At 72.7% G+C, this 21,635-nt stretch carries 23 protein-coding genes; 19 read left to right on the top strand and 4 right to left on the bottom strand.

Going from position 1 to position 21,635, the window contains the following annotated elements:
- The first annotated feature begins 116 nt into the window (after positions 1–116).
- Both NOCA_RS18000 and NOCA_RS17995 read left to right on the top strand, forming a co-directional pair.
- A complete protein-coding gene (locus NOCA_RS18000; RefSeq protein WP_011756699.1) occupies positions 117–2,153 on the top strand; it encodes a glycoside hydrolase family 3 protein in 2,037 nt (678 codons plus the stop codon).
- Between the two features lie 60 nt (positions 2,154–2,213).
- Positions 2,214–3,299, top strand: a complete 1,086-nt coding sequence (locus NOCA_RS17995) for an amidohydrolase family protein (protein ID WP_011756698.1) — start codon at positions 2,214–2,216, stop codon at positions 3,297–3,299.
- Between the two features lie 8 nt (positions 3,300–3,307).
- On the opposite strand, the gene NOCA_RS25990 is transcribed toward NOCA_RS17995, so the two are convergent.
- Together NOCA_RS25990 and NOCA_RS17985 are read right to left on the bottom strand one after the other, a co-directional pair.
- Positions 3,308–4,195: a response regulator transcription factor gene (locus tag NOCA_RS25990; protein WP_011756697.1), complete on the bottom strand. Its 888-nt coding sequence runs from the start codon at positions 4,193–4,195 to the stop codon at positions 3,308–3,310.
- 322 nt (positions 4,196–4,517) lie between these two features.
- On the bottom strand, positions 4,518–5,093 hold the full coding sequence (locus tag NOCA_RS17985; protein WP_041546654.1) for a hypothetical protein: 576 nt from the start codon (positions 5,091–5,093) through the stop codon (positions 4,518–4,520).
- A gap of 183 nt (positions 5,094–5,276) precedes the next feature.
- On the opposite strand from NOCA_RS17985, the gene rpsP reads away from it, so the two are divergent.
- The 11 genes from rpsP to NOCA_RS17930 all read left to right on the top strand — a co-directional run bounded on the left by rpsP (position 5,277) and on the right by NOCA_RS17930 (position 13,345).
- Complete coding sequence (gene rpsP / locus NOCA_RS17980; RefSeq protein WP_041546653.1) at positions 5,277–5,828, top strand: 30S ribosomal protein S16; 552 nt, start codon at positions 5,277–5,279, stop codon at positions 5,826–5,828.
- A gap of 5 nt (positions 5,829–5,833) precedes the next feature.
- The gene (locus tag NOCA_RS17975) at positions 5,834–6,076 is read left to right on the top strand and encodes an RNA-binding protein (protein ID WP_011756695.1); all 243 of its coding nucleotides are present in this window, start codon (positions 5,834–5,836) and stop codon (positions 6,074–6,076) included.
- Between the two features lie 123 nt (positions 6,077–6,199).
- Positions 6,200–6,868 carry a GNAT family N-acetyltransferase gene (locus NOCA_RS17970; protein WP_041546652.1) on the top strand — a complete coding sequence of 223 codons (669 nt, stop codon included), beginning with the start codon at positions 6,200–6,202 and terminating at the stop codon, positions 6,866–6,868.
- A gap of 4 nt (positions 6,869–6,872) precedes the next feature.
- Positions 6,873–7,427: a ribosome maturation factor RimM gene (rimM, locus tag NOCA_RS17965; protein ID WP_011756693.1), complete on the top strand. Its 555-nt coding sequence runs from the start codon at positions 6,873–6,875 to the stop codon at positions 7,425–7,427.
- Positions 7,427–8,584 (top strand): tRNA (guanosine(37)-N1)-methyltransferase TrmD, encoded by a 1,158-nt coding sequence (gene trmD / locus NOCA_RS17960; protein ID WP_011756692.1) that lies wholly within the window; start codon positions 7,427–7,429, stop codon positions 8,582–8,584. Before rimM ends, trmD begins: the two co-directional genes overlap by 1 nt.
- A gap of 188 nt (positions 8,585–8,772) precedes the next feature.
- Positions 8,773–9,123: a 50S ribosomal protein L19 gene (gene rplS / locus NOCA_RS17955; protein ID WP_011756691.1), complete on the top strand. Its 351-nt coding sequence runs from the start codon at positions 8,773–8,775 to the stop codon at positions 9,121–9,123.
- Between the two features lie 36 nt (positions 9,124–9,159).
- Entirely contained in the window at positions 9,160–9,963 is an 804-nt protein-coding gene (gene lepB, locus NOCA_RS17950) for a signal peptidase I (RefSeq protein ID WP_011756690.1), read from the top strand.
- A gap of 21 nt (positions 9,964–9,984) precedes the next feature.
- A complete protein-coding gene (locus NOCA_RS17945) occupies positions 9,985–10,707 on the top strand; it encodes a ribonuclease HII (RefSeq protein WP_011756689.1) in 723 nt (240 codons plus the stop codon).
- Entirely contained in the window at positions 10,704–11,012 is a 309-nt protein-coding gene (locus tag NOCA_RS17940; protein WP_011756688.1) for a DUF2469 domain-containing protein, read from the top strand. The genes NOCA_RS17945 and NOCA_RS17940 overlap by 4 nt, the downstream gene beginning before the upstream one ends.
- Before the next feature lie 114 nt (positions 11,013–11,126).
- Positions 11,127–11,627: a TadE family protein gene (locus tag NOCA_RS17935; RefSeq protein WP_011756687.1), complete on the top strand. Its 501-nt coding sequence runs from the start codon at positions 11,127–11,129 to the stop codon at positions 11,625–11,627.
- Positions 11,624–13,345, top strand: coding sequence for a pilus assembly protein TadG-related protein (locus NOCA_RS17930; RefSeq protein WP_011756686.1), 1,722 nt, complete (start codon positions 11,624–11,626; stop codon positions 13,343–13,345). The genes NOCA_RS17935 and NOCA_RS17930 overlap by 4 nt, the downstream gene beginning before the upstream one ends.
- A gap of 26 nt (positions 13,346–13,371) precedes the next feature.
- Here the strand turns inward: NOCA_RS17930 and NOCA_RS17925 are convergent, their stop codons facing one another.
- Entirely contained in the window at positions 13,372–14,520 is a 1,149-nt protein-coding gene (locus NOCA_RS17925; protein WP_443189701.1) for an MFS transporter, read from the bottom strand.
- Between the two features lie 171 nt (positions 14,521–14,691).
- On the opposite strand from NOCA_RS17925, the gene NOCA_RS17920 reads away from it, so the two are divergent.
- The 4 genes from NOCA_RS17920 to NOCA_RS17905 are packed head-to-tail and all read left to right on the top strand — an operon-like array spanning position 14,692 to position 18,752.
- Positions 14,692–15,066 (top strand): YraN family protein, encoded by a 375-nt coding sequence (locus NOCA_RS17920; protein ID WP_011756684.1) that lies wholly within the window; start codon positions 14,692–14,694, stop codon positions 15,064–15,066.
- Complete coding sequence (locus NOCA_RS17915; protein WP_011756683.1) at positions 15,066–16,652, top strand: YifB family Mg chelatase-like AAA ATPase; 1,587 nt, start codon at positions 15,066–15,068, stop codon at positions 16,650–16,652. Before NOCA_RS17920 ends, NOCA_RS17915 begins: the two co-directional genes overlap by 1 nt.
- Complete coding sequence (gene dprA / locus NOCA_RS17910; protein WP_011756682.1) at positions 16,649–17,785, top strand: DNA-processing protein DprA; 1,137 nt, start codon at positions 16,649–16,651, stop codon at positions 17,783–17,785. Before NOCA_RS17915 ends, dprA begins: the two co-directional genes overlap by 4 nt.
- Before the next feature lie 28 nt (positions 17,786–17,813).
- Complete coding sequence (locus NOCA_RS17905) at positions 17,814–18,752, top strand: tyrosine recombinase XerC (protein ID WP_011756681.1); 939 nt, start codon at positions 17,814–17,816, stop codon at positions 18,750–18,752.
- On the opposite strand, the gene NOCA_RS17900 is transcribed toward NOCA_RS17905, so the two are convergent.
- Positions 18,725–19,360: a M23 family metallopeptidase gene (locus tag NOCA_RS17900; RefSeq protein ID WP_011756680.1), complete on the bottom strand. Its 636-nt coding sequence runs from the start codon at positions 19,358–19,360 to the stop codon at positions 18,725–18,727. The genes NOCA_RS17905 and NOCA_RS17900 overlap by 28 nt on opposite strands.
- 404 nt (positions 19,361–19,764) lie before the next feature.
- On the opposite strand from NOCA_RS17900, the gene rpsB reads away from it, so the two are divergent.
- The gene (gene rpsB / locus NOCA_RS17895) at positions 19,765–20,688 is read left to right on the top strand and encodes a 30S ribosomal protein S2 (RefSeq protein WP_011756679.1); all 924 of its coding nucleotides are present in this window, start codon (positions 19,765–19,767) and stop codon (positions 20,686–20,688) included.
- 63 nt (positions 20,689–20,751) lie between these two features.
- Positions 20,752–21,564 (top strand): translation elongation factor Ts, encoded by an 813-nt coding sequence (gene tsf / locus NOCA_RS17890; RefSeq protein WP_011756678.1) that lies wholly within the window; start codon positions 20,752–20,754, stop codon positions 21,562–21,564.
- Positions 21,565–21,635 lie beyond the last annotated feature (71 nt).

The following is a 21,635-nucleotide window of genomic DNA, read 5'->3' as shown; positions in this document are numbered from 1 at the left end:
TCCGGAAGAAGAACAAACAAGGCCGGGACAGCGGATCTTTCCGCATTGACTCGGAGTATTGGCCTTCCTACGTTGGGTCTCGCGCAGCACTTCTTGATCGGGCAAGGAGACCTCCCATGTTCAGCACGTCCAGCGACCCCACCTCACCTCCGGTACGGCGGCCACGCCGCCTGCGCCACTCGCCCCGCCGCCGGCGACGGCCCGCGCTCCTGGCCGTCCTGGCCGCCGGCGCGGTCACCGCGGCCCTGCTGCAGGTCCAGGTGCCGGCCGACGGCGACGAGGCGGCGCCGTACCAGGACCCGAGCCTGCCGGTCGCCGAGCGGGTCGCCGACCTGCTCGGCCGGATGTCGCTGGCGGAGAAGATCGGCCAGATGACCCAGGCCGAGCGTGCCGACGTGGACGCCGACCCGGCACTGATCACCGAGGCCCGGCTCGGCAGCGTGCTCTCCGGCGGCGGGTCTGTCCCCGACCCGAACACACCGGAGGCGTGGGCGGACATGGTCGACCGCTACCAGCAGGCGGCGCTGGCGACGCCGCTGGGCATCCCGCTGCTGTACGGCGTGGACTCGGTCCACGGTCACGGCAACCTGCTCGGCGCGACGGTCTTCCCCCACAACATCGGTCTCGGTGCGACCCGCGACCCCGGGCTGGTGGAGCGGATCGCCCACGTGACCGCCGAGGAGACCCGCGCGAGCGGACCGCAGTGGGTGTTCGCGCCGTGCGTCTGCGTGGCCCGCGACGACCGCTGGGGTCGCACGTACGAGAGCTTCGGTGAGACCCCGGCGCTGGTGGAGTCCATGGAGACCGCGATCGACGGATTCCAGGGCGCGCCGGGCCGGCTCGACGAGCCGGACCGAGTGCTCGCGACCGCGAAGCACTTCGCCGGCGACGGCCTGACCAGCTACGACGCCGCCGCGGCCGGCACCGGCGCGTACCCGATCGACCAGGGGGTCGACCGGGTGACCCGCGAGGAGTTCGACCGGCTCGCGCTCGCGCCGTACGTCCCAGCCGTCGCCGAGCACCACGTCGGCTCGGTGATGCCGTCCTTCTCCAGCACCGACTTCAACGGCGGGAGCACCGACGACGCCGTCAAGATGCACGGCAACGCCGAGCTGATCACCGGCTGGCTCAAGCAGGAGCAGGGCTTCGACGGGTTCGTGATCTCCGACTGGCGCGGCATCCGGCAGCTGCCCGGCACCTACGCCGACCAGGTGAAGGCGTCCGTGAACGCCGGCATCGACATGTTCATGGAGCCGATCCAGGCGCCGAACAACCCGAGCGGCTGGGACGAGTTCATCCCCACGCTCACCGAGCTCGTCGACGCGGGGGAGGTGTCGATGACACGGATCGACGACGCCGTCTCCCGGATCCTGACCGCGAAGTTCGAGCTCGGGCTCTTCGAGCACCCCTTCACCGACCGCACCCACCTGGCCGACATCGGCAGCGCGGCCCACCACCGCCTCGCCCGCCGCGCCGCGGCCGAGAGCCAGGTCCTGCTGCGCAACCGGCGGCACACGCTGCCGCTGCGCGGCATGCGGGACGTGTACGTCGCCGGCAGCAACGCCGACAACATCGGCAACCAGGCCGGCGGCTGGACGCTGACCTGGCAAGGCGGCTCGACCAACGTGGTGCCCGGCACCACGATCTTCGACGGGATCGAGCAGGCGGCTCGTGGCGACGTGGTGTTCAGCGAGGACGCCAGTGCCCGGGTGCCCCGCCGGGCGGCGGGGATCGTCGTGGTCGGGGAGACGCCGTACGCCGAGGGCTTCGGCGACGTCGGTGGGCCCCAGTGGGCCTACGACCCGGGCGACCACGGGGTCCCGCGCCCCGCGCAGACCATGCGGCTCTCGGACGCCGACACCCGCGCCGTGCAGCAGGTCTGCGACCGCGCCGCGTCCTGCACCGTCGTGGTCGTCTCCGGCCGGCCCCTGGAGATCCCGCCCGCCCTGCTGCGCGACATCGACGCGCTCGTCGCCTCCTGGCTGCCCGGCAGCGAGGGTGCGGGGGTGGCCGACGTGCTGTTCGGGAACCGTCCCTTCACCGGCAGGCTGCCCGTGAGCTGGCCGCGTACGGTCGACCAGGAGCCGATCAACGTCGGCGACCCCGGCTACGACCCGCTCTACCGCTTCGGCTACGGCCTGCGCACCCGCTGACCACGGACCAGCGGGGGCCCTGCCCCGGACGCACCCCACTTGACCGGTAGCGTCCGGGGCATGGCTGCGTCGACACCCGCGCTGCGGTTCTCGGGACCCGTGCTACCGGACGGAGAGCCCCGGACCTTCTACGTCCGCGACGGCCGGGTGACCTACCAGCCGACGGCCGGCTCGGAGCACGCCGCCGACGGCTGGATCGTGCCCGGCCTGGTGGACGCCCACTGCCACCTCGGGTTGGGGGAGGACGGGCCGATCAGCGACGACGAGACCGAGCAGCAGGCCCTGGAGGATCGCGACGGTGGCACGCTGCTGATCCGCGACTGCGGCTCGCCCGTCGACACCCGGTGGGTCCAGGAGCGCGACGACCTGCCGCGGCTCATCCGCGCCGGCCGGCACCTCGCGCGCACCCGGCGATACCTGCGCAACTATGCACACGAGGTCGAGCCCGGCGAGCTGTCGGCGCACGTCGCCGAGCAGGCGCGGCGCGGGGACGGGTGGGTCAAGCTGGTCGGCGACTGGATCTCGCGCGACGACGGCGACCTGATGCCGTCCTTCCCGCGCGAGACGTTCGCCGAGGCCATCGCGGTGGCTCACGACCACGGTGCCAGGGTGACCGCGCACTGCTTCGGCCGTGACGTGCTCAGAGGCCTGCTCGAGGCCGGGATCGACTGCGTCGAGCACGGCACCGGCCTCGACGAGTCCCACCTCGCGCTGATGGTCGAGCGCGGGGTGGCGCTCGTGCCGACGGTGATGCAGACCGAGAAGTTCCCGGAGTACGCCTGGTCGGCGCGGGGGAAGTTCCCCGACTACGCCCGCACGATGACCGACCTGTTCCTGCGCCGCCGGGCCACGCTGATGGCGGCGTACGACGCGGGCGTCGCGCTCTACGCCGGGTCGGACAACGGCGGGGTCAGCAGGCACGGCAACCTGGCCGGCGAGGTGATCGCGATGACCGCCCTCGGGCTGCCGGCCGAGTACGCGCTCGGCGCCGCCTCGTGGCGCGCCCGGGAGTGGCTGGGCTGGAACGCCGGCCTCGACGAGGGCGCACCCGCGGACTTCGTCGTCTACGACGCCGACCCGCTCGTGGATCTCTCCGTGCTGCTGAGCCCGGCGCGGGTGGTGCTGCGCGGGCGGGTCGTCGCCTGAGCCGTCCCTCAGACCCGCCGGTCCACGAGCTGCAACGTGCCCTGGTTCACGCGGAACCAGCGCGGCCACACGGCGTCGTCGCCGATCTGGATGAGCAGCTTGGGGATCTCCGCGTCGAACCACTTCCGGTCCTGCTCGGGGCCCCTGGTGGGTGCCTCCTCGCTCTCGCCGCGGTAGCGGAGTGCGAGCTGGCGGGCGGTCAAGGTCAGCGTGCCGGCGTACAGCATCGTCTCGATCAGCTTGATCTGCTCCGGCAGCGCGTCGACGATCAGGTCGTCGATGACGAGCAGGTCACGAGCCGGGTTGATCCGCAGGCCGTGGAACTCGATCCAGCTGCCGACGAAGCGCATGCCCAGCTCGAGCATCCCGTCGCGGCCGTCCTGGCCCTCGGCCTCGTCCTCGTGGTCGAAGCCGACCGCCTCTCCGGAGACGACCAGCCGCAGGTACTCCGACCGAGCGGCGTCCTCGGCGGCCGGTGCCCACGCCGTGGCGGTGGGCCCGCCCGTCACCGAGGCGATGGGCCGGCGGGCGACCGCGGCCAGACGGGCCTGCAGCTCGCGCGGGCGGATCGGCTTGGGGATGTAGTCGTCGGCGCCGGCGTCGAAGCCCGCCAGCACGTCGTGCTCCTGGGACCGGCTGCTGATGATGACGATGTAGGTGGGCGTCGCCTCCCGAACCCGCCGGGTCACCTCCAGGCCGTCCATCTCGGGCATCGTGACGTCGATGGTCGCCAGCGCGGGGCGGTGCTCGAGGGCGAGCGCGATACCGTCGGGCCCGTTGGTCGCGGTGACGACTCCGAAGCCGGCCTGGCTCAGCAGCACCTCCAGCAGGTCGACGGTGTCTTGATCATCGTCGATGACGAGGGCTACTGGCTGGGTGACCGAGACTTCCGACACGGCATGGAGTATCGCCCCCGAAGGGCGGCCCCGTCAGCCGATCGGCCAGGCAAGCGGCCCGGAGAGGCGTACTTCACCACGGCGCGGTTGCGCCGGATCAGCTCCTCGCCGAGGACTGCCCCGGTGTGCCGGCCGTGGACGGTCCGCCAGATCTCGTTGCTGCGGCGCACCAGCCCGTCCTCGCCCTGCTCGAAGCGCTCGGCTCGCGCCTCGACCGAGTAGGAGACCGGCCCCGGTGGGCGAGCACGGCCGCCGGCTTCAGCCACGGGTGGCGCTGGGAGGGGGTCACACCGGTGGGACGCGACCTGCCGGAGGTTGGTTGTCAGCGGCCCCGCGCCGGGCGGAGCGACCACAGGATGCCGGTGACGAGCAGCACGGCGACCCCGGCGAGACCGAGCAGCAGGGGCACGAAGATCGTGGCCAGCAGCCCGAGCACGAAGCTGCCGATGCGCGGCGCGGGACCGATCTCGACCAGGGATCCCGGGCCCGAACCGGTCCGGCTGCAGGTGACCTCGACGTGCTCGGACGCCGGGTCGAATCGCCAGGCGCCGACCCAGTCGCCGACCGGACCCGCGCCGCGGCGGAACTCCCCGCCCGGCGCTCGCAACGGGACCGACTCGCCGGTCTCTCGGTCTGCCACCGTGCACGCCGGCACGGAGTCGCCGTCGAAGTTCCACAGCATCTGCTCCCCGTCGGAGGCCAGCTCGACCGCGTGCGGCGCACCGTCGCGAGGCACCTCGACGTCGGTGTGCACGAACGCGGACAGGGTCCACACGAACAGGCCGATCCCCGCGCCGACCGCGGCCACCAGCAGGGCGATCCCGAGTCCGAACCACCAGGCGCTGGGCCGTGGCTTGGCGGGCGGCGGCGGTCCGTAGGATGGCGTGGGCCAGCTCATGGGACGACTCTGCCCGATTTTCGCCCCGCGGACGCCGTCTGGCAGACTTGGCGGCTGAGTCCTGCGCGCCCGGCCCCTCTCATCCGGTCGCCGCAGAGCCCATCGAAGGTCCCGGCCGGTGCTTTCCCCACCTGGTCCCGGTGCCCTTCACCCACACACAACTTCCGAGGAGACACCACAGACGTGGCCGTCAAGATCCGTTTGAAGCGCCTGGGCAAGGTCCGGGTGCCGCAGTACCGCATCGTCGTCGTCGACGCCCGCCAGAAGCGCGACGGCCGGGTGATCGAGGAGATCGGCAAGTACCACCCCAAGGAGCACCCGTCGTACATCGACGTCGTCTCCGACCGGGCGCAGTACTGGCTCGGAGTCGGCGCCCAGCCGACCGAGGCGGTCGCGAAGATCCTCAAGATCACCGGCGACCTGCAGAAGTTCAAGGGCACCTCCGGCCAGGAGGGCACCCTCAAGGTCGCCGAGCCCAAGCGCGACAAGCTGGAGATCTTCAACGAGGCCCTCAAGGAGGCCGCGAGCGAGCCCAAGGGCGACGCCGTGACCAAGAAGGCCGCGCCGAAGAAGAAGGCGGAGGCCAAGCCCGAGGAGGCCGAGGCTGCTCCTGCCGAGGCTCCGGCTGAGGCTGAGGCTCCCGCTCCGGTGCCCGCCGATGAGACCCCCGAGGTCGCGGCCGAGGCGGCCGAGGCCGCCGAGGGCACCGGCGACACGGGCAAGGCGGAGTCCTGAGCGCCATGCTCGCCGAGGCGCTCGAGCACCTGGTGCGCGGCGTCGTCGACCACCCCGACGACGTGAGCGTCCGGGACAAGCAGCTGCGTCGCGGCTCCATCCTCGAGGTCCGGGTGCACCCCGATGACCTCGGGAAGGTCATCGGCCGCAGCGGCCGCACGGCCACGGCGTTCCGCACGGTGATCTCCGCGCTCGCCGGCCGCGGCGGGGCCCGCATCGACTTCGTCGACGTGGACCGTCGTCGATAGCGGTACGAGCCACGCGAGCACGTACGGGCGCCGTCCCCACGGGGGCGGCGCCCGTTCCGCGTCTCCGGGGCCGGGTCTCGTCCCGCGGTTGCGTCCGGCGAGCGGGGTCGGTTGGCTCGAGCCATGACTCTCACGCTCGCCGACCTGCACCCGGTGCTCGGGCTGCACATCACCGCCGGTCCGCTCGAGCTGCGCGGGATCACCGACGAGGACCTGCTCGGGCTGTGTGAGCTGGCGCAGCGCGGTGTCCACCCACCCGAGCAGATGCCCTTCTACGTGCCGTGGACCGACGCCCCGCCCGGTGTGCTCGCGCGGAGCACGGCGAGCTACCACTGGCGCAACCGGGCCGACTACTCCGTCGCGTCCTGGGCGCTCGAGCTCGGGGTGCGGTACGACGGCGTCCTGGTCGGCTGCCAGGGCTTCCGCACCCGCGACTTCCTCGTCACCCGCAGCGGCGAGACCGGGTCCTGGCTGGGCCGCGCGCACCAGGGCCGGGGGATCGGCACGCTGATGCGCCAGGCGGTCTGCACGTTCGCCTTCGACCACCTGGGGGCGACCGAGGTGACCTCGGGGGCCTTCCTCGACAACCCGGCCTCGCTGGCGGTCTCGCGCAAGCTCGGCTACCGCGACAACGGCCGCCGGCGCCTGGAGCGGCGACCCGGTGAGCTCGCGGTCAACCAGCAGCTGGTGCTCTCACCCGACGACCTGGTCCGTGGCGCCCCCCTCGAGGTCGAGGGGCTGCCCGGGTTCCGACGCCTGGTCGGGCTGGAGGGGGCCTACCCCCTACCCTGACCGCGTGGAGACCATCGAGGTCCTGGTGGGACGGATCGGCAAGCCGCACGGCATCCGGGGGGAGCTCACCCTCGACGTGCGCACGGACGAGCCCGAACGGCGGTTCGCGCCCGGCGCGGTCCTGCGCGCCGAGCCGCCGGCGGGGTCCGCCTCCCGGCTGCGCAGGGTCACCGTGCGGTCCGCCCGCTGGCACCAGTCGACGCTGCTGGTCGCCTTCGAGGAGGTCGCCGACCGCACCGCCGCGGAGGCGGCGCGCGGCATCCTCCTGCACGCGACCGTCCCCGCGGACGCCGCCCCGGACGACCCCGACGAGTACTACGACCACCAGCTGGTCGGCCTCGCGGCGTACGACGTCTCCGGCGCCGCGCTCGGCTCGGTCACCGGACTGGTCCACGGCGGCGCCCAGGACCTGCTCACCGTGCGCACCCCCGATGGCCGCGACGCGCTCGTGCCGTTCGTCAAGGCACTGGTCCCCGAGGTCGACCTCGCCGGCCGTCGCGTGGTCATCGCGGACCGTCCCGGCCTGGTCACGCCGCTGCCCGAGGACGACGAGCACTAGTGCGCATCGACATCGTCTCGATCTTCCCCGAGTACCTCGCGCCCCTGGAGCTCTCGCTGGCCGGGAAGGCGCGCGAGAAGGGCCTGATCGACGTCCGGGTCCACGACCTGCGCGCCTGGACCCACGACCGGCACCGCACGGTCGACGACACCCCGTACGGCGGCGGCGCCGGCATGGTGATGAAGCCCGAGCCGTGGGGCGAGGCCCTCGACGCGCTCGGCGTGCTCGACGGAGACGGCGCGACCGTCGTGGTCACCACCCCGTCGGGGCAGCCGTTCACCCAGGAGGTCGCGCGCGAGCTCGCCACGCGGGAGCGGCTGGTCTTCGCCTGCGGTCGCTACGAGGGGATCGACCAGCGGGTCCTGGAGGAGGTCGCCGAGCGCGCCGAGCTGCGCGAGATCTCACTGGGCGACTACGTGCTCAACGGAGGCGAGGTCGCCGCGCTCGCGATCACCGAGGCGGTCGTGCGGCTGGTGCCCGGGTTCATGGGCAACGCCGAGTCGCTCCTCGAGGAGTCCCACGAGGGCGGCCTGCTGGAGTACCCCGTCTACACCAAGCCCGGGTCCTGGCGCGGACGCGCCGTACCTCCCGTGCTGCTGTCGGGCGACCACGCCGCCATCGCGGCCTGGCGCCACGACCAGGCCGTACGCCGGACCGCCGAGCGCCGGCCCGACCTCCTCCACCCCTCGGTGGTGCTGGACGGTGTCGAGGTGCGCGCGGCCGAGCCGGCCGACGCGGGGGAGCTGTACGTGCTCCAGCTGGCCTGCTGGGTGCAGGAGCTGCACGCCAACCCGGGTGTGCGGATCCCGGCGCTGCACGAGTCCCTGGAGGACCTGGCGGCCTGGCTGGACCGGGACACGGTGCTGGTGGCGCGGGCCGGGGGTCGGCTGGTCGGGGCGGTGCGGGCGTCCCTGGACGAGCAGACCTGGGAGGTCGGCCGGCTGATGGTCGCGCCGGACCTCGCCGGTCGCGGGCTCGGCCGCACGCTGTTGACCCGCATCGAGGCCTTGGCGCCGCCCGAGGCCACGACGTACGCGCTGTTCACGGGCGCGGGCAGCGCCCGCAACCAGCGGATGTACAAGAAGGCGGGCTACCGTCTGCGCGGCGAGGTCGAGCCGGGGGTGGTCCGGATGACCAAGCGGATTTCCCGGCGCTGACGGAGCTGTGGCAGACTGGCTCCTCGGCCCAGTCGGCCAAACAAGGATCGCCCGGAGGACATGTCCGCCGGGGCTCCGCACCGGTTCCTGCCACAGGGGGAACATGGCGCCGCCGGCCAGCACGGACTGGGCCCACAAGTGAACGGTTCCGATACCGCGGCTGACCTGTGGCACTCGCGAGGAGAGACATGAGCAACGTCATCGCCGAGCTCGGCAACGCCACCAAGCGCACCGACCTCCCCGACTTCCGTTCGGGCGACACCGTCAAGGTGCACGTGAAGGTCGTCGAGGGCAACCGGTCTCGCGTCCAGATCTTCCAGGGCGTCGTCATCCGCCTCCAGGGCTCCGGTGTGGGTCGCAGCTTCACCGTCCGCAAGGTCTCCTTCGGCGTCGGTGTCGAGCGGACCTTCCCGCTGCACTCCCCGATCTTCGAGCAGATCGAGGTCGTGACCCGCGGTGACGTCCGCCGCGCGAAGCTCTACTACCTGCGCAACCTGCGCGGCAAGAAGGCGAAGATCAAGGAGCGCCGCGAGGCCTGAGCGAGATTTCTCAGGCAGCCTGACTACGCTTCCCGCGTGACTTCCGAAGACCGCGACTCCACGTCCGTCGCCGAACCCGACGAGACCGGAGCGCGGTCTTCGCACTCCCCGGCACCCGCCTCGAAGCCCGCCAAGAAGAAGCACCTGCCGGTCTGGCAGGAGACGATCCTGCTCCTCGGCATCGCCGTCGTGCTGGCGATCGTCATCAAGGCGCTGTTCGTCCAGGCCTTCTACATCCCGTCGCAGTCGATGGAGCCCGGTCTGGTCAAGAACGACCGGATCCTGGTACAGAAGGTGTCCTACTGGTTCGGCGGCGGCCCCGAGCGCGGGGACGTCGTCGTGTTCAAGGACCCGGGCGGCTGGCTGACCGCCGAGGAGTCGGCCGGGCCGACCAACGGGGTCGCGAAGCTGCTGTCCAAGGTGGGCCTCTACCCCTCCGGCGGCCACCTGGTGAAGCGGGTCATCGGGGTCGCGGGCGACACCGTCTCCTGCTGCGACGTCCGGGGCCGGATCGAGGTCAACGGCCAGCCGCTCGACGAGAAGGACTACGCGCGGCTCGACGGGGCGGAGTGCTACGGCCCGATGGTCGACGGCTGCGACAAGGACTGGGAGATCGGGCCCATCCCGGCGGGCCACATCTTCGTGATGGGCGACAACCGCAACAACTCCGCCGACTCCTCCTTCCACATGTGCAAGCCGAGCGAGACCGACTGCACCAAGAACCCGTACGTCGACGTCGGTGACGTGGTCGGCAAGGTGTTCGTGCTGCTCTGGCCCAGTGATCACTTCAAGTTCCTGCATCGTCCCGACACCTTCGCGGGCGTGCCCGACCCGTCCTAGCGCCGTGACCGAGCCAGCGCCATGAGCGAGCTGCCCCGCGGATCCACGATCCGCAAGGACGCCGGCCTGTACGGCTACGAGCGGGCCCTGCGCCGGCACGGGATCGAGCCGATCGCCGGCGTCGACGAGGCCGGCCGTGGCGCCTGCGCCGGGCCGCTGGTCGCCGGCGCCGCCATCCTGCCTCCCGGCAAGGCCGGCATCGTCCCCGGCCTCGCGGACTCCAAGCTGCTCACCGAGCGGGCGCGGGAGCGTTGCTACGAGCAGATCGTGCGCCGGGCGGTCTCCTGGTCGGTCGTCGTGGTCTCGCACGAGGAGTGCGACCGGCTCGGCATGCACGTGGCCAACGTCGAGGCCCTGCGGCGGGCGGTGGCGCTGCTCGACCTGCCGCCGGCGTACGTCCTGACCGACGGGTTCCCGGTCGACGGCCTCGGTGTCCCCGGCCTCGCGGTGTGGAAGGGCGACCGGGTGGCCGCGTGCATCTCCGCGGCCTCGGTCCTCGCGAAGGTCACCCGGGACCGGATCATGACCGAGCTCGACGCGTCCTGGCCGGCGTACGACTTCAAGACCCACAAGGGCTACATCACCGAGGTGCACAGCGCCGCGCTCACCGCGCACGGACCCTCGCCGATCCACCGGATGCGCTTCGTCAACGTCCGGCGGGCCGCGGGGCTCGAGCCGCTGGATCCCGTGCAGAATGGTGAGGAAGCGGTCGAGCTGGTCGAGGTCACGGAGGGAACGAGATGAGCGCCGAGGATCTCGAGAAGTACGAGACCGAGATGGAGCTGACCCTCTACCGCGAGTACCGCGACGTGGTCGGCATCTTCAAGTACGTCGTCGAGACCGACCGCCGCTTCTACCTCTGCAACCAGGTCGACGTGAAGGCCCGCACCGAGGCCGGCGACGTGTTCTTCGAGGTCTCGATGAGCGACGCGTGGGTCTGGGACATGTACCGCCCGGCCCGCTTCGCCAAGAACGTCAAGGTGCTCACGTTCAAGGACGTCAACGTCGAGGAGCTCAGCCCCTCCGAGATCGACCCGCCGAAGGCCTGACCGCGCTCCGGCCGGACCAGACCAGTTCCGCCGAATCGGCCGCCGACGTGGTCTACGCCACATAGCCTGTGGTTCGGCGGCCGTGGGGACCGCCGTCTGACACCGAGGTGAGCGATGGCCGGTGGGGAGGCACGGCGACGCCGTGTGCGCGCCGGCGGGCGTGAGCGTGGCGCCGCCGCGGTCGAGTTCGCGCTGGTCGCCCCGATCCTGCTGCTGCTGGTCTTCGGCATCATCAGCTACGGCTACATGCTCAGCTTCCGCCAGGCGCTGAGCCAGGGCGCCGCCGAGGGAGCGCGGGCGGCGGCAGTGTCGGCGCTGCCGGCCGCCGCGGACAAGCAGCAGGCCGCGCTCGACGCCGTCAACGAGGCGCTCGACTCCTACGGCGTCACGTGCCAGGGCACCGCAGCGGGCTCCAGCCTGCTGAAGGGGACCACCGCCGTCGGCTCCTGCTCGGTCCTCACGGCAGCGTGCGCCAACGACGGCACCAAGGAGTGCGTGACGGCGTCGCTGGACTACGAGTACGCCGACCACCCGCTGCTGCCCAGCGTCCCCGGGCTCGGCGCCGTGCTGCCCGACCACCTGCGGTACGACGCGGTGGCCCAGGTCAGCGGATGAGGCGCCAGCGCGACGAGCGGGGGGCCGTTGTCCCGTTCGTCGCGGTGACGCTCACGCTGCTGATCGCAATGGCCGCGTTCGCCGTCGACCTGGGAATGCAGCGCGTCGTGCGCCGGGACATGCAGGCCCTCGCCGACGTCGTCGCCCTCGACCTCTCCCGACTCGTCAACGGCCGCACCGCGGCCCAGATCGAGGCCGGCTACAACGGCTTCCCGACCATCTCCACCGAGCTGGGCCGCAGCGTGGCCCGCAACAGGGACACCCTCGGGGACGCGCCCGTGGTGACCTACAAGCTCGTCCACCTCGACGCCGCGACCGGCCTGCTGGAGACCTCCGGCGGCGCCGTGAAGGCCTACAGCGGAACCGAGGTGCCGAACGCCGTGTGGGTCCAGGCCGAGGGCTCGGTCGACTTCGCGTTCGCGACCGGATCGGGTGGCGCCGTGCGGACCGCGGTGGCCCAGCCGAGCCCGTCGGCCTGCTTCCGCCTCGGCTCCTACGCGGCCGGGGTCAGCACGGAGGACGCGACCCTGCTCAACACGCTCCTCACTGGGCTGCTCGGCACGTCCGTCAACCTCAGCCTGGCGTCGTACCAGGCTCTCGCCGGCGCCGGCGTGAGCGTCATGGACCTCGTCGGTGTCGACTCCCTGGCTGTCGGGTCGTTCGACGAGCTGATGGCGCTGGACGGGCTGACGGTCGCCAACGTGCTCAGCGCGAGCGCGACCGCGCTGCAGAACAACGGCGGCGACGCGGTCGCCGTGTCGGCGCTGCAGGCCATCGCCGTCGACGCCATCGGACCGACGACGATCGGGTTCGCCGACCTGCTGAGCATCGCGACCGGAGACTCCGCCGCCCTCGGTGCGTCGCTCAACGTGCTCGACGTCGTCACCGCCGCCGCGTTCGCGGCCAACGGCAGCCACGTGCTGACCATGCCCGGGCTCGGCCTGCTGTTGCCCAGCCTGGGCACGGTCTCGAGCAGCACGTTGGACGTCGGGAACCAGCCGACGCTCGCGTGCGGCGCCGAGGGCGTCGCCGAGGCGCGCAGCGGTCAGGCGTCGACGGCCGTGAGCGGGACCCTCGCGGACATCTCGGTCGACCTCCTGCTCACCCAGTTCGCCGCCCGCACCACGATCACCACCGGCCTGGTCCTGGCCAGCGCCGAGGGCCTTCTCACCGACATCACCTGCGGCGACGCGACCGCGCTCACCAACGCCGAGGGCATCGACGTCCAGGTCAGCTCCGCGCTCGCCTCGAGCGTGTCGCTCACCGCCAGCATCCGGGTGACCGCCACCGTGGACGTCGGGCTGGCGACGGTGACGGTCGACGTGACCACCCCGACGACGACCTCGAGCGGACCGAGCACCACTCCGGCGACGACCGTCCAGTTCCGGCACCCGCCGGACGACTACGACACTGCCAAGACCTTCGGCTCCGGGGTGGTCCTCGCCGGCCTGACGACCCCGACCGCCGACCCGGACGCGGACGTCGAGGTCACCCTCGCGGGCGTCACCACCAGCGCGAAGCTCTCCGCCTATCCGACGGTCCAAGCCGCGGTGAACACGGTGCTGGCCACCGCGACCGTCGCCGCGAACGTGACGGTCGGCCAGCTCAACTCCGCGCTGGCCGGGCCGCTGGCGAAGCTCGCCGGCGCCCGCATCGCCGGCGCCGACGTCTTTGCCGTGCCGCGGCCGTCCTGCGGAGACGTCGCGCTCCGCGGCTGACCCGCCCCACCCGCTCGACCGGCCCCTCAGGACGGGATCCGCACCGGAGTGCCGACCCGCGCCACGACGGCAAGCCCGGCGGCCGCCAGGGCGAGGAACACCGGGACGGCGACCATGGCCGTCTTGAGAGAGGTGGCGTCGGCGACCGCGCCGACCGTGAGGGGCGCGAGGAGCACCGCGAACGAGGTCGCGGTGACCGCCCGGCCACTGGCGAGCACCGCCCGGTCGGGTGCCAACGAGACGGCGAGCGACATGCCCATCGGGAACAGGTTGCCGATTCCGAGCCCGATCAGCGCGAGGCCGGCGACGGCCTGCACCGCCGTGGTCGCCGGCCACAGCGCGACGAAGCCGACGGTGCTGACCACGAGCGCGGCCGCGAGCAGGCGGGCGGGGTCCGTACGCCGGGCCAGACGGCTGCCGACCACCCGGCCGACGAGGACGCCGCCGAAGTAGCCGATCATCAGCGAGACCGCACGATCCGCCGAGACGTCGACGGCCTCCTCGACGAAGCTCGACCCCCAGCCGGTGATGCACCACTCCGCCGCCGTCGTGCACACCAGGATCCCGGCCGCGACCCAGAACGCCCGCGGGAGGCGGCCGGTCGCCGTGGCTGACGGCGGCGGGGTCTCGAGGACGAGCCCCCGGTTGCGCCACCACAGCAGCACCGGCACGGCCAGCGAGGCCAGCAGCGCCGTACGCCAGCCCAGTCCGAGCGCCGCGGTCAGCGAGAGAGCGCCGATGAGGACCACGTAGGCGACGCTGGCGGAGACGTTCGCCTCGGTCAGCGCGATGGTGCGGAAGTCGCCGTGCTGGTCGGAGAGCACGGCCTGCAGGGTCACGATGAGCAGCCCGCCGCCGAGGCCCATCACCAGCACGGACCCGATGGTCACCGCAGCGGCGGTGCCGGCGGTCAAGCCGACCGTCCCGGCTCCGAGCAGCGTGGCGGCGGTCCACAGCAGGAGGCGTCTGCCGACGGCTGTCTCCAACGGCGCGGTGAGGATGCCGGCCGCCATGCTCCCGGCCGCGAACGCCGCGACGTGGAGGCCGCCGGTGGAGTAGCTCAGGTCGAGCTCGTCGCGCAGGTGCGGGACGACGAGACCCGGGGCGGCCTGGAGGTAGGCGAACCAGCCGAGCACGACGTACATGACCCACGTGACCCGGTCACGGGTGAACACGGGGGTCATGCGTGAACGGTACCCAGGCCTGGCCTGGCCTGGCCTGGCCGGGCCGTCCGGCCCGCCCGGCGTCCACAGCCCGCCTCCGATCCCGGTCGTCCACAAGGACGCCGATCGCAGGCCCGCTTCGTCCGTGCTGCCGGGGAGGCTCCTGCGCAGGAGGTCGAGAACATGACGAGTTCGGCTGCGGCCGCGATCAAGCAGGCGCTGGGCGCCTACGGCGAGACCCTCGCCGCGCGCCACCTGGTGGGGCAGGGCATGGTCCTGCTCGAGCGCAACTGGCGCTGTGAGGCGGGAGAGATCGACCTGGTCCTACGTGACGGCGACGTCCTGGTGGTGTGCGAGGTCAAGACCCGCAGCAGCCTGCGCTACGGCACCCCGCACGAGGCCGTCACCGACATCAAGGTCGCCCGGCTGCGCCGGCTGGCGTCGCGCTGGGTCCAGGACCGGGGCGTCGCGGTGCGGGACATCCGGATCGACCTGGTCGGCATCGTCCGGCCGCGCCGCGGATCCTCGGTCGTCGACCACGTGCGGGGGATCGGCTGATGCCCTTCGCGACCGCCCACACCGTCTCGCTGCACGGCGCCGTGGGCCACCTCATCGACGTCCAGTCCGACGTCTCGCCCGGTCAGGTCGGCGTCACCATGGTCGGCCGGGCCGACACGATGGTCAGCGAGTCCCGCGACCGGTGCCGGATGGCGATCATCAACAGCGAGCTCGACTGGCCCGCGACCCGGCGGATCACGATCCTGCTCTCGCCGGCCGACCTGGCCAAGAGCGGCACCCACTTCGACTTGGCCATCGCGGTCTCGGTCCTCGCGGCCGCCGGCAGCGTGCCGGCCCGGTCCCTCGAGGGCACCGCCTTCATCGGCGAGCTCACCCTGGACGGCAACCTGCGCTCTGCCGCGGGAGTCCTGCCGATGGCCCTCGCCGCCGCCGCGCGCGGCATCCGGGCCGTGTTCGTGCCCGAGCCGCACGTCGCCGAGGCCGCGATGGTGCCGGACCTGAGCGTGATCGGGGTGCGCTCGTTGAGCCAGGTGGTCGCCGTGCTCCGTGACGAGGAGCCACCCGACGCGCCACCGGTGGCGCCGATGTCGGGCGCCCAGCTCCTCGCGTGGCGCGGCCAGGAGCGGCTCGATGAGCTCGACCTGGCCGACCTGGTCGGCATCGACGACGCCCGCTACGCCGTCGAGGTGGCGGCCGCAGGCGGACACCATCTGCTGATGTCGGGGCCTAAGGGGTGCGGCAAGACGAGTCTCGCCGAGCGGATCGCCGGCATCCTCCCGGACCTGACCCACGCCGAGTCGGTGGAGCTGAGCGCGATCCACTCCCTAGCCGGCATCCTCGACCCGGCCGCGGGCTTCCCGACCAGACCGCCGTTCTCGGCGCCGCACCACGATGCCAGCAAGGCCAGCCTGATCGGCGGCGGCCTCGGCATCGTCCGCCCCGGCGAGGTCAGCAAGGCCCACTCCGGGGTCCTCTTCCTGGACGAGTTCCCGCTCTTCCACTCCGACGTCATCGAGGCGCTGCGGCAGCCGCTCGAGAACGGCGACGTCACGGTCGCCCGACGCGACGAGTCGGTGACCCTCCCGGCGCGATGCATGGTCGTCCTCGCGGCCAACCCGTGCCCGTGCGGCGACTACAGCGCAGACGTGCGGATCAACAACTGCAGCTGTCGCGAGGTGCAGCGCCGCGCCTACCGCAACAAGGTCACCGGGCCGGTGACGGACCGGGTCGACATCGTGCGGCACCTGCCGCCCCTGCGGAAGCGCGACGCGCTCGCCGATCTCGCGCCGCCGGAGTCGACGGCCCAGGTCCGCGAGCGGGTGGTCGCGGCCCGTGCTCGCCAGGCCGAGCGGTACGCCGAGGAGAGCTGGCGGCTCAACGGGCATGCGCCCGGCCCGGTGCTGCGGGAGCGCTGGCCGTTGACCAAGGCCGGCCAGAAGGCGGTCGACGACCAGCTCTACAACGGGCGGTTGAGCCGGCGCGGCGCCACCCGTGTCCACCGGCTCGCCTGGACGGTCGCCGACCTGCGACACCTCGACCAGCCCGGTCTCGACGAGGTCGACACCGCGCTGCGCCTCCGCACCGGCGACCTCCTGCTGCTGTCGATGCTGGAGCGGGTCGGATGAGCGCGTCCGAGGAGGACCGCCTGCTTCGGGTCGCGCTGTCGGCGCTCGGTGAGCCCGGCGACCCCCGGCTCCTGGACTGGGTCACCCGGCTCGGGCCAGCCGCGGTCCACGAGCTGCTGCTGACCGGGCACACGCTCGAGGAGCTCCAGACCGATCCCGACGCGCGCCGCGCGGCCGAGGACCCGCAGCGGACCCTGGCCCGGGCAGCCGACCGAGGCCTGCGCTTCGTCGTCCCGGGAGACGAGGAGTGGCCGACCCAGCTCGACGACCTGGCCACGGCCGCTCCACTGCAGAACCGCGGCGGCGCCCCACTCGGCCTGTGGGTGCGCGGCCCGGCCCGGCTCGACGACCTCGCCGGGTCCGTCGCCGTCGTCGGGTCCCGGTCCGCCACGACCTACGGCGCCGAGGTCGCCACCGACCTCGCGGCTGCGATCGCGGCCGTCGACCGCGCCGTCGTCTCCGGTGCCGCCTACGGGATCGACCAGGCCGCGCACCGCGGGGCGCTCGTCGGCGGCGGGTCGACGGTGGCGGTGCTCGCGTGCGGCGCCGACCGGTGCTATCCCGCCGCACACCGAGAGCTGATCGAATACATCGCCGGCCACGGTGCGGTCGTGTCCGAGGCGCTGCCGGGCTGGTCGCCGACCCAGCTCCGGTTCCTCGCGCGCAACCGGCTGATCGCCGCGCTGAGCGTCGGCACCGTGGTCGTGGAGGCCGCGGCGCGCAGCGGCGCGCTCAACACGGCGAACTGGGCCACCCGCCTCAACCGGCACGTGCTCGGCGTGCCCGGGCCGGTGACCAGCGCGCCGTCGGAGGGCGTGCACCACCTGATCCGCTCCCAGGCCGCCGTCCTGGTGACCTCGGGCGCGGACGTGCTCGAGGTGGTCAGTGCCACGGGCCAGCACCTCGCCGCCGAGCCGCGCGGCCCGGTCCGGTCCCGCGACCGACTCACCACCCGCCAGCGGCAGGTGCTCGACGCGGTGCCGGTGGCCCAAGCGGCCCCCGAGACATCGATCGCCCGCACCGCCGGCCTCGGTCTCACCGAAGCCCGCAAGGTGCTCGTCGCGCTCGCCGAGCGCGGCCTCGCCGAGCAGGTCCCGGGCGGTTGGCGGCTCGCCGCACTGGCTCACCAGTAGCGCCCGGCCTCCTTCCTAGACTCGGGGCGTGAGCGAGGAGGAGCAGTCGGCGCGGCTTCCCGAGGCGATGGCCCGGGCGCTCGGCGACTACGAGCGTCACCTCGCCGCCGAGCGGGACCTGTCCGAGCACACGGTGCGTGCGTACATCGGGGATGTGGCCGGGCTCCTGGAGCATGCCAGCCGGCTCGGCCAGACCGAGCCCGGCGACCTCGACCTGCGGACCCTGCGGAGCTGGCTGGCCAAGCAGCAGACCATGGGCCGCTCCCGGACCACCCTCGCCCGTCGGGCTACCGCAGCGCGGGTGTTCACCGCCTGGCTGGCTCGCACCGGCCGCACTCCGCTGGACGCCGGCGCGAGCCTCGGTGCGCCCAAGGCGCACCGGACGCTGCCACCGGTGCTGCGCACCGACGAAGCGGCCGACCTGGTCCGCGCGGCGGTCGAGCACGCCGACGACGGCAGCCCGGTCGGTCTGCGCGACGTGGCGATGCTCGAGCTGCTCTACGCGACCGGCATCCGGGTGGGAGAGCTCGTCGGCCTCGACATCGACGACCTGGACCGCGAGCGCAACGTGGTCCGGGTGCTCGGCAAGGGCCGCAAGGAGCGGACCGTTCCGTTCGGGCGGCCCGCCGCCCGCGCCGTGGACTTCTGGCTCAAGCACGGCCGGCCGCTGCTCGCGGTCGAGGGGAGCGGCGCCGCGCTGTTCCTCGGCGCCCGCGGCCGCCGCATCGACCAGCGCGCGGTCCGCACGGTCGTGCACCGGCGCATCGCGGAGGTGCCGGGCGCGCCCGACATCGGCCCGCACGGGTTGCGGCACACCGCCGCCACGCACCTGCTCGAGGGCGGCGCCGACCTGCGCTCGGTGCAGGAGCTGCTCGGCCACGCCTCGCTTGCGACCACCCAGATCTACACCCACGTCAGCACCGAGCGGCTGCGGCGGGCCTACCAGCAGGCACACCCCAGAGCCTGAGGACGGGCCCATAGCGCCATCGGCGCGACCCAGCCGGCGTACACCAGCGACGGCGGACGCCACGGCGACGCGACGGCGCCGCGGCCGACCGGCTCGTCGCGCCAGAGCGGCAACAGTCGCACCGGTCCGGCGCCGACGAGCCGCAGTGGGTCGAGGTAGGTGTCACCGCGGATCCATCCCCAGTGCAGGCACGCCCGTGGCGGGCAGTGCGACCCGACGGCCGAGAGCCGGCCGATCCGATCGCCTGCCGCGATCGTCGCGCCCACGCCGACCGAGGCGTCGACGGGCTCGTAGGTCGTGCGGGTCGCGCCGTGGTCCACGACCACCACACCGCGCCCGGCCAGCGGCCCGGCCCAGGTGACCCGGCCCGGCAGTGCGGCGCGGACCGGTTGACCCGGCGAGCCGAGCAGGTCGACGCCACGGTGCCCGGCGCCCCACGGGTCATCGGGCGGGTCGAGCCCGGCGACGACCGAGGGTGCGGGCAGCAACGGCCACACGCCGACCGGGTCGGTCTCGCCCGCCGAGGCGGGCGGCGCGGCGAGCAGGACCAGCACCAGACCCAGTAGGAGGGTCGGGACGACGTGGCGGGCGGTGGGTCGGCTGGCCATGGGTCGACCCTGCGCCCTCGACGCGCCCGCCGCGACCGGCCCGTGGCCTCCTGGGGACGACCCGGTCCGAGGCGGGCCTGTGCGCGGTGACCGGGCCGGGCCCGGAGCCTCCCCGGATTGGCGGCCCCGCCCCGGCGTCGACTAGGCTGATCGACGCAATCCTTGTGGATTGACTTCGCACGCTCGCAGACCGCGACGGGCCCTGGAACTCCGAGGTCCCGACCACCCGTGGGCGACGACCCTCAGTCCGTCCGGGCGACCGGACGGTCGGGTTGCGCGCAGCGTCAGGGCAGCCGACACCCGTCGGGTGCAGCAACTGAAAACTACGACTGGGACCGCCCCGGTCCGGCCTGTTCGAAGGCCGGGCGCGAACGGCGGTGGGCCCGACACAACAGGAGATTCACATGGCAGTCGTGACCATGCGCCAGCTTCTCGAGAGCGGCGTGCACTTCGGGCACCAGACCCGTCGCTGGAACCCGAAGATGAAGCGCTTCATCATGACCGAGCGCAACGGCATCTACATCATCGACCTGCAGCAGTCGTTGGCCTACATCGACCGGTCCTACGCCTTCGTCAAGGAGACGGTGGCCAAGGGCGGCACGATCATGTTCGTCGGCACCAAGAAGCAGGCCCAGGAGGCGATCGCCGAGCAGGCGACCCGGGTCGGCATGCCGTACGTCAACCAGCGCTGGCTCGGCGGCATGCTCACGAACTTCTCGACGGTGCACCAGCGGATCAACCGCCTCAAGGAGCTCGACGAGATCGACTTCGACGACGTGGCCGGCAGCAGCCGCACCAAGAAGGAGCTGCTGCAGATGCGCCGCGAGCGCGACAAGCTGAACAAGTCGCTCGGCGGCATCCGCGAGATGACGCGGACCCCCTCCGCCGTCTGGATCGTCGACACCAACAAGGAGCACCTGGCGGTCGAGGAGGCGCGCAAGCTGCGCATCCCGATCATCGGCATCCTGGACTCCAACTGCGACCCCGACCTGGTCGACTTCCCGATCCCGGGCAACGACGACGCGATCCGCGCGGTCGGCCTGCTGACCCGCGTGGTCGCCGACGCCGTCGCGGAGGGCCTGATCGCCCGCTCGGGCGTCAAGGCCGGCGAGGGCGCCGAGGCCGTGGGCGCCGAGGAGCCGTTGGCCGAGTGGGAGCGCGAGCTGCTGGGCGGCGAGGCCGAGCAGGCCGCGGTCGACGCGACCGGCGGTGCCGCCACCGAGGAGACCCCTGCCGCGGAGTCGACCGGTGCGGCCAGCGAGGCTGCAGCGGTCAGCGAGGCGGCCGAGCCTGCCACCGAGCAGCCGGCCGCCGACGCCGAGGCCTGATCGGGCCCCGCCCGCTGCCGCAGCACTGACGACAACCTGCCGACACTTCGAGGAAGAAGGACCATGGCGAACATCTCCGCCGCCGACGTCAAGAAGCTCCGTGAGCTCACCGGCGCCGGCATGATGGACTGCAAGAAGGCGCTCGAGGAGGCCGACGGCGACTTCGAGAAGGCCGCCGAGCTGATCCGCATCAAGCTCGGCAAGAAGATGGCCGAGCGCGGTGCCGAGCGCGAGGCCTCGAACGGCCTGGTCGCCACCTCCGGTGGCGCCCTGGTCGAGCTCAACTGCGAGACCGACTTCGTCGCCAAGGGTGACGACTTCGTCGCCGCCGCCCAGCAGATCGCCGACGCGGCCGACGAGGCCAAGGCCGGCGACGTGGAGGCCCTCAAGGCTGTCCGGCTCGGCGACAAGACCGTCGGCGAGGTCGTCGAGAACCTCGCGATCACCATCGGCGAGAAGATCGAGCTCGGCCGGGTGGCCTACTTCGACGGCCCGGTCGTGGCCTACATGCACAAGCGTGCGGCCGACCTGCCGCCCGCGGTCGGCGTGCTCGTCGAGTACGACGGCGCCGAGGCCGGCGCCCGGGGTGCCGCGATGCAGATCGCGGCCATGCGGCCGCAGTACCTCACCCGCGAGGAGGTCCCCGGGGACCGGGTCGCCAAGGAGCGGGAGATCGCCGAGGCGACCTCTCGTGAGGAGGGCAAGCCCGAGCAGGCGATCGCCAAGATCACCGAGGGCCGGCTCAACGGGTTCTTCAAGGACGTCGTGCTGCTCGAGCAGCCGTCGGTCACCGAGAGCAAGAAGAGCGTCAAGGCCGTCCTGGACGAGGCCGGCACCACCGTGAAGCGGTTCGCCCGTTTCGAGGTCGGCGCGTGAGCAGATAGGTTCTAGCCCAGACCAATCGAGGAGGCCGGTTCGATGACAGCGACCCTGATCATCGGACCGGC

This window comes from Nocardioides sp. JS614, assembly GCF_000015265.1.
In the GTDB taxonomy this organism is placed as follows: domain Bacteria; phylum Actinomycetota; class Actinomycetes; order Propionibacteriales; family Nocardioidaceae; genus Nocardioides.
This window is presented reverse-complemented; position numbering and strand designations above follow the sequence as displayed.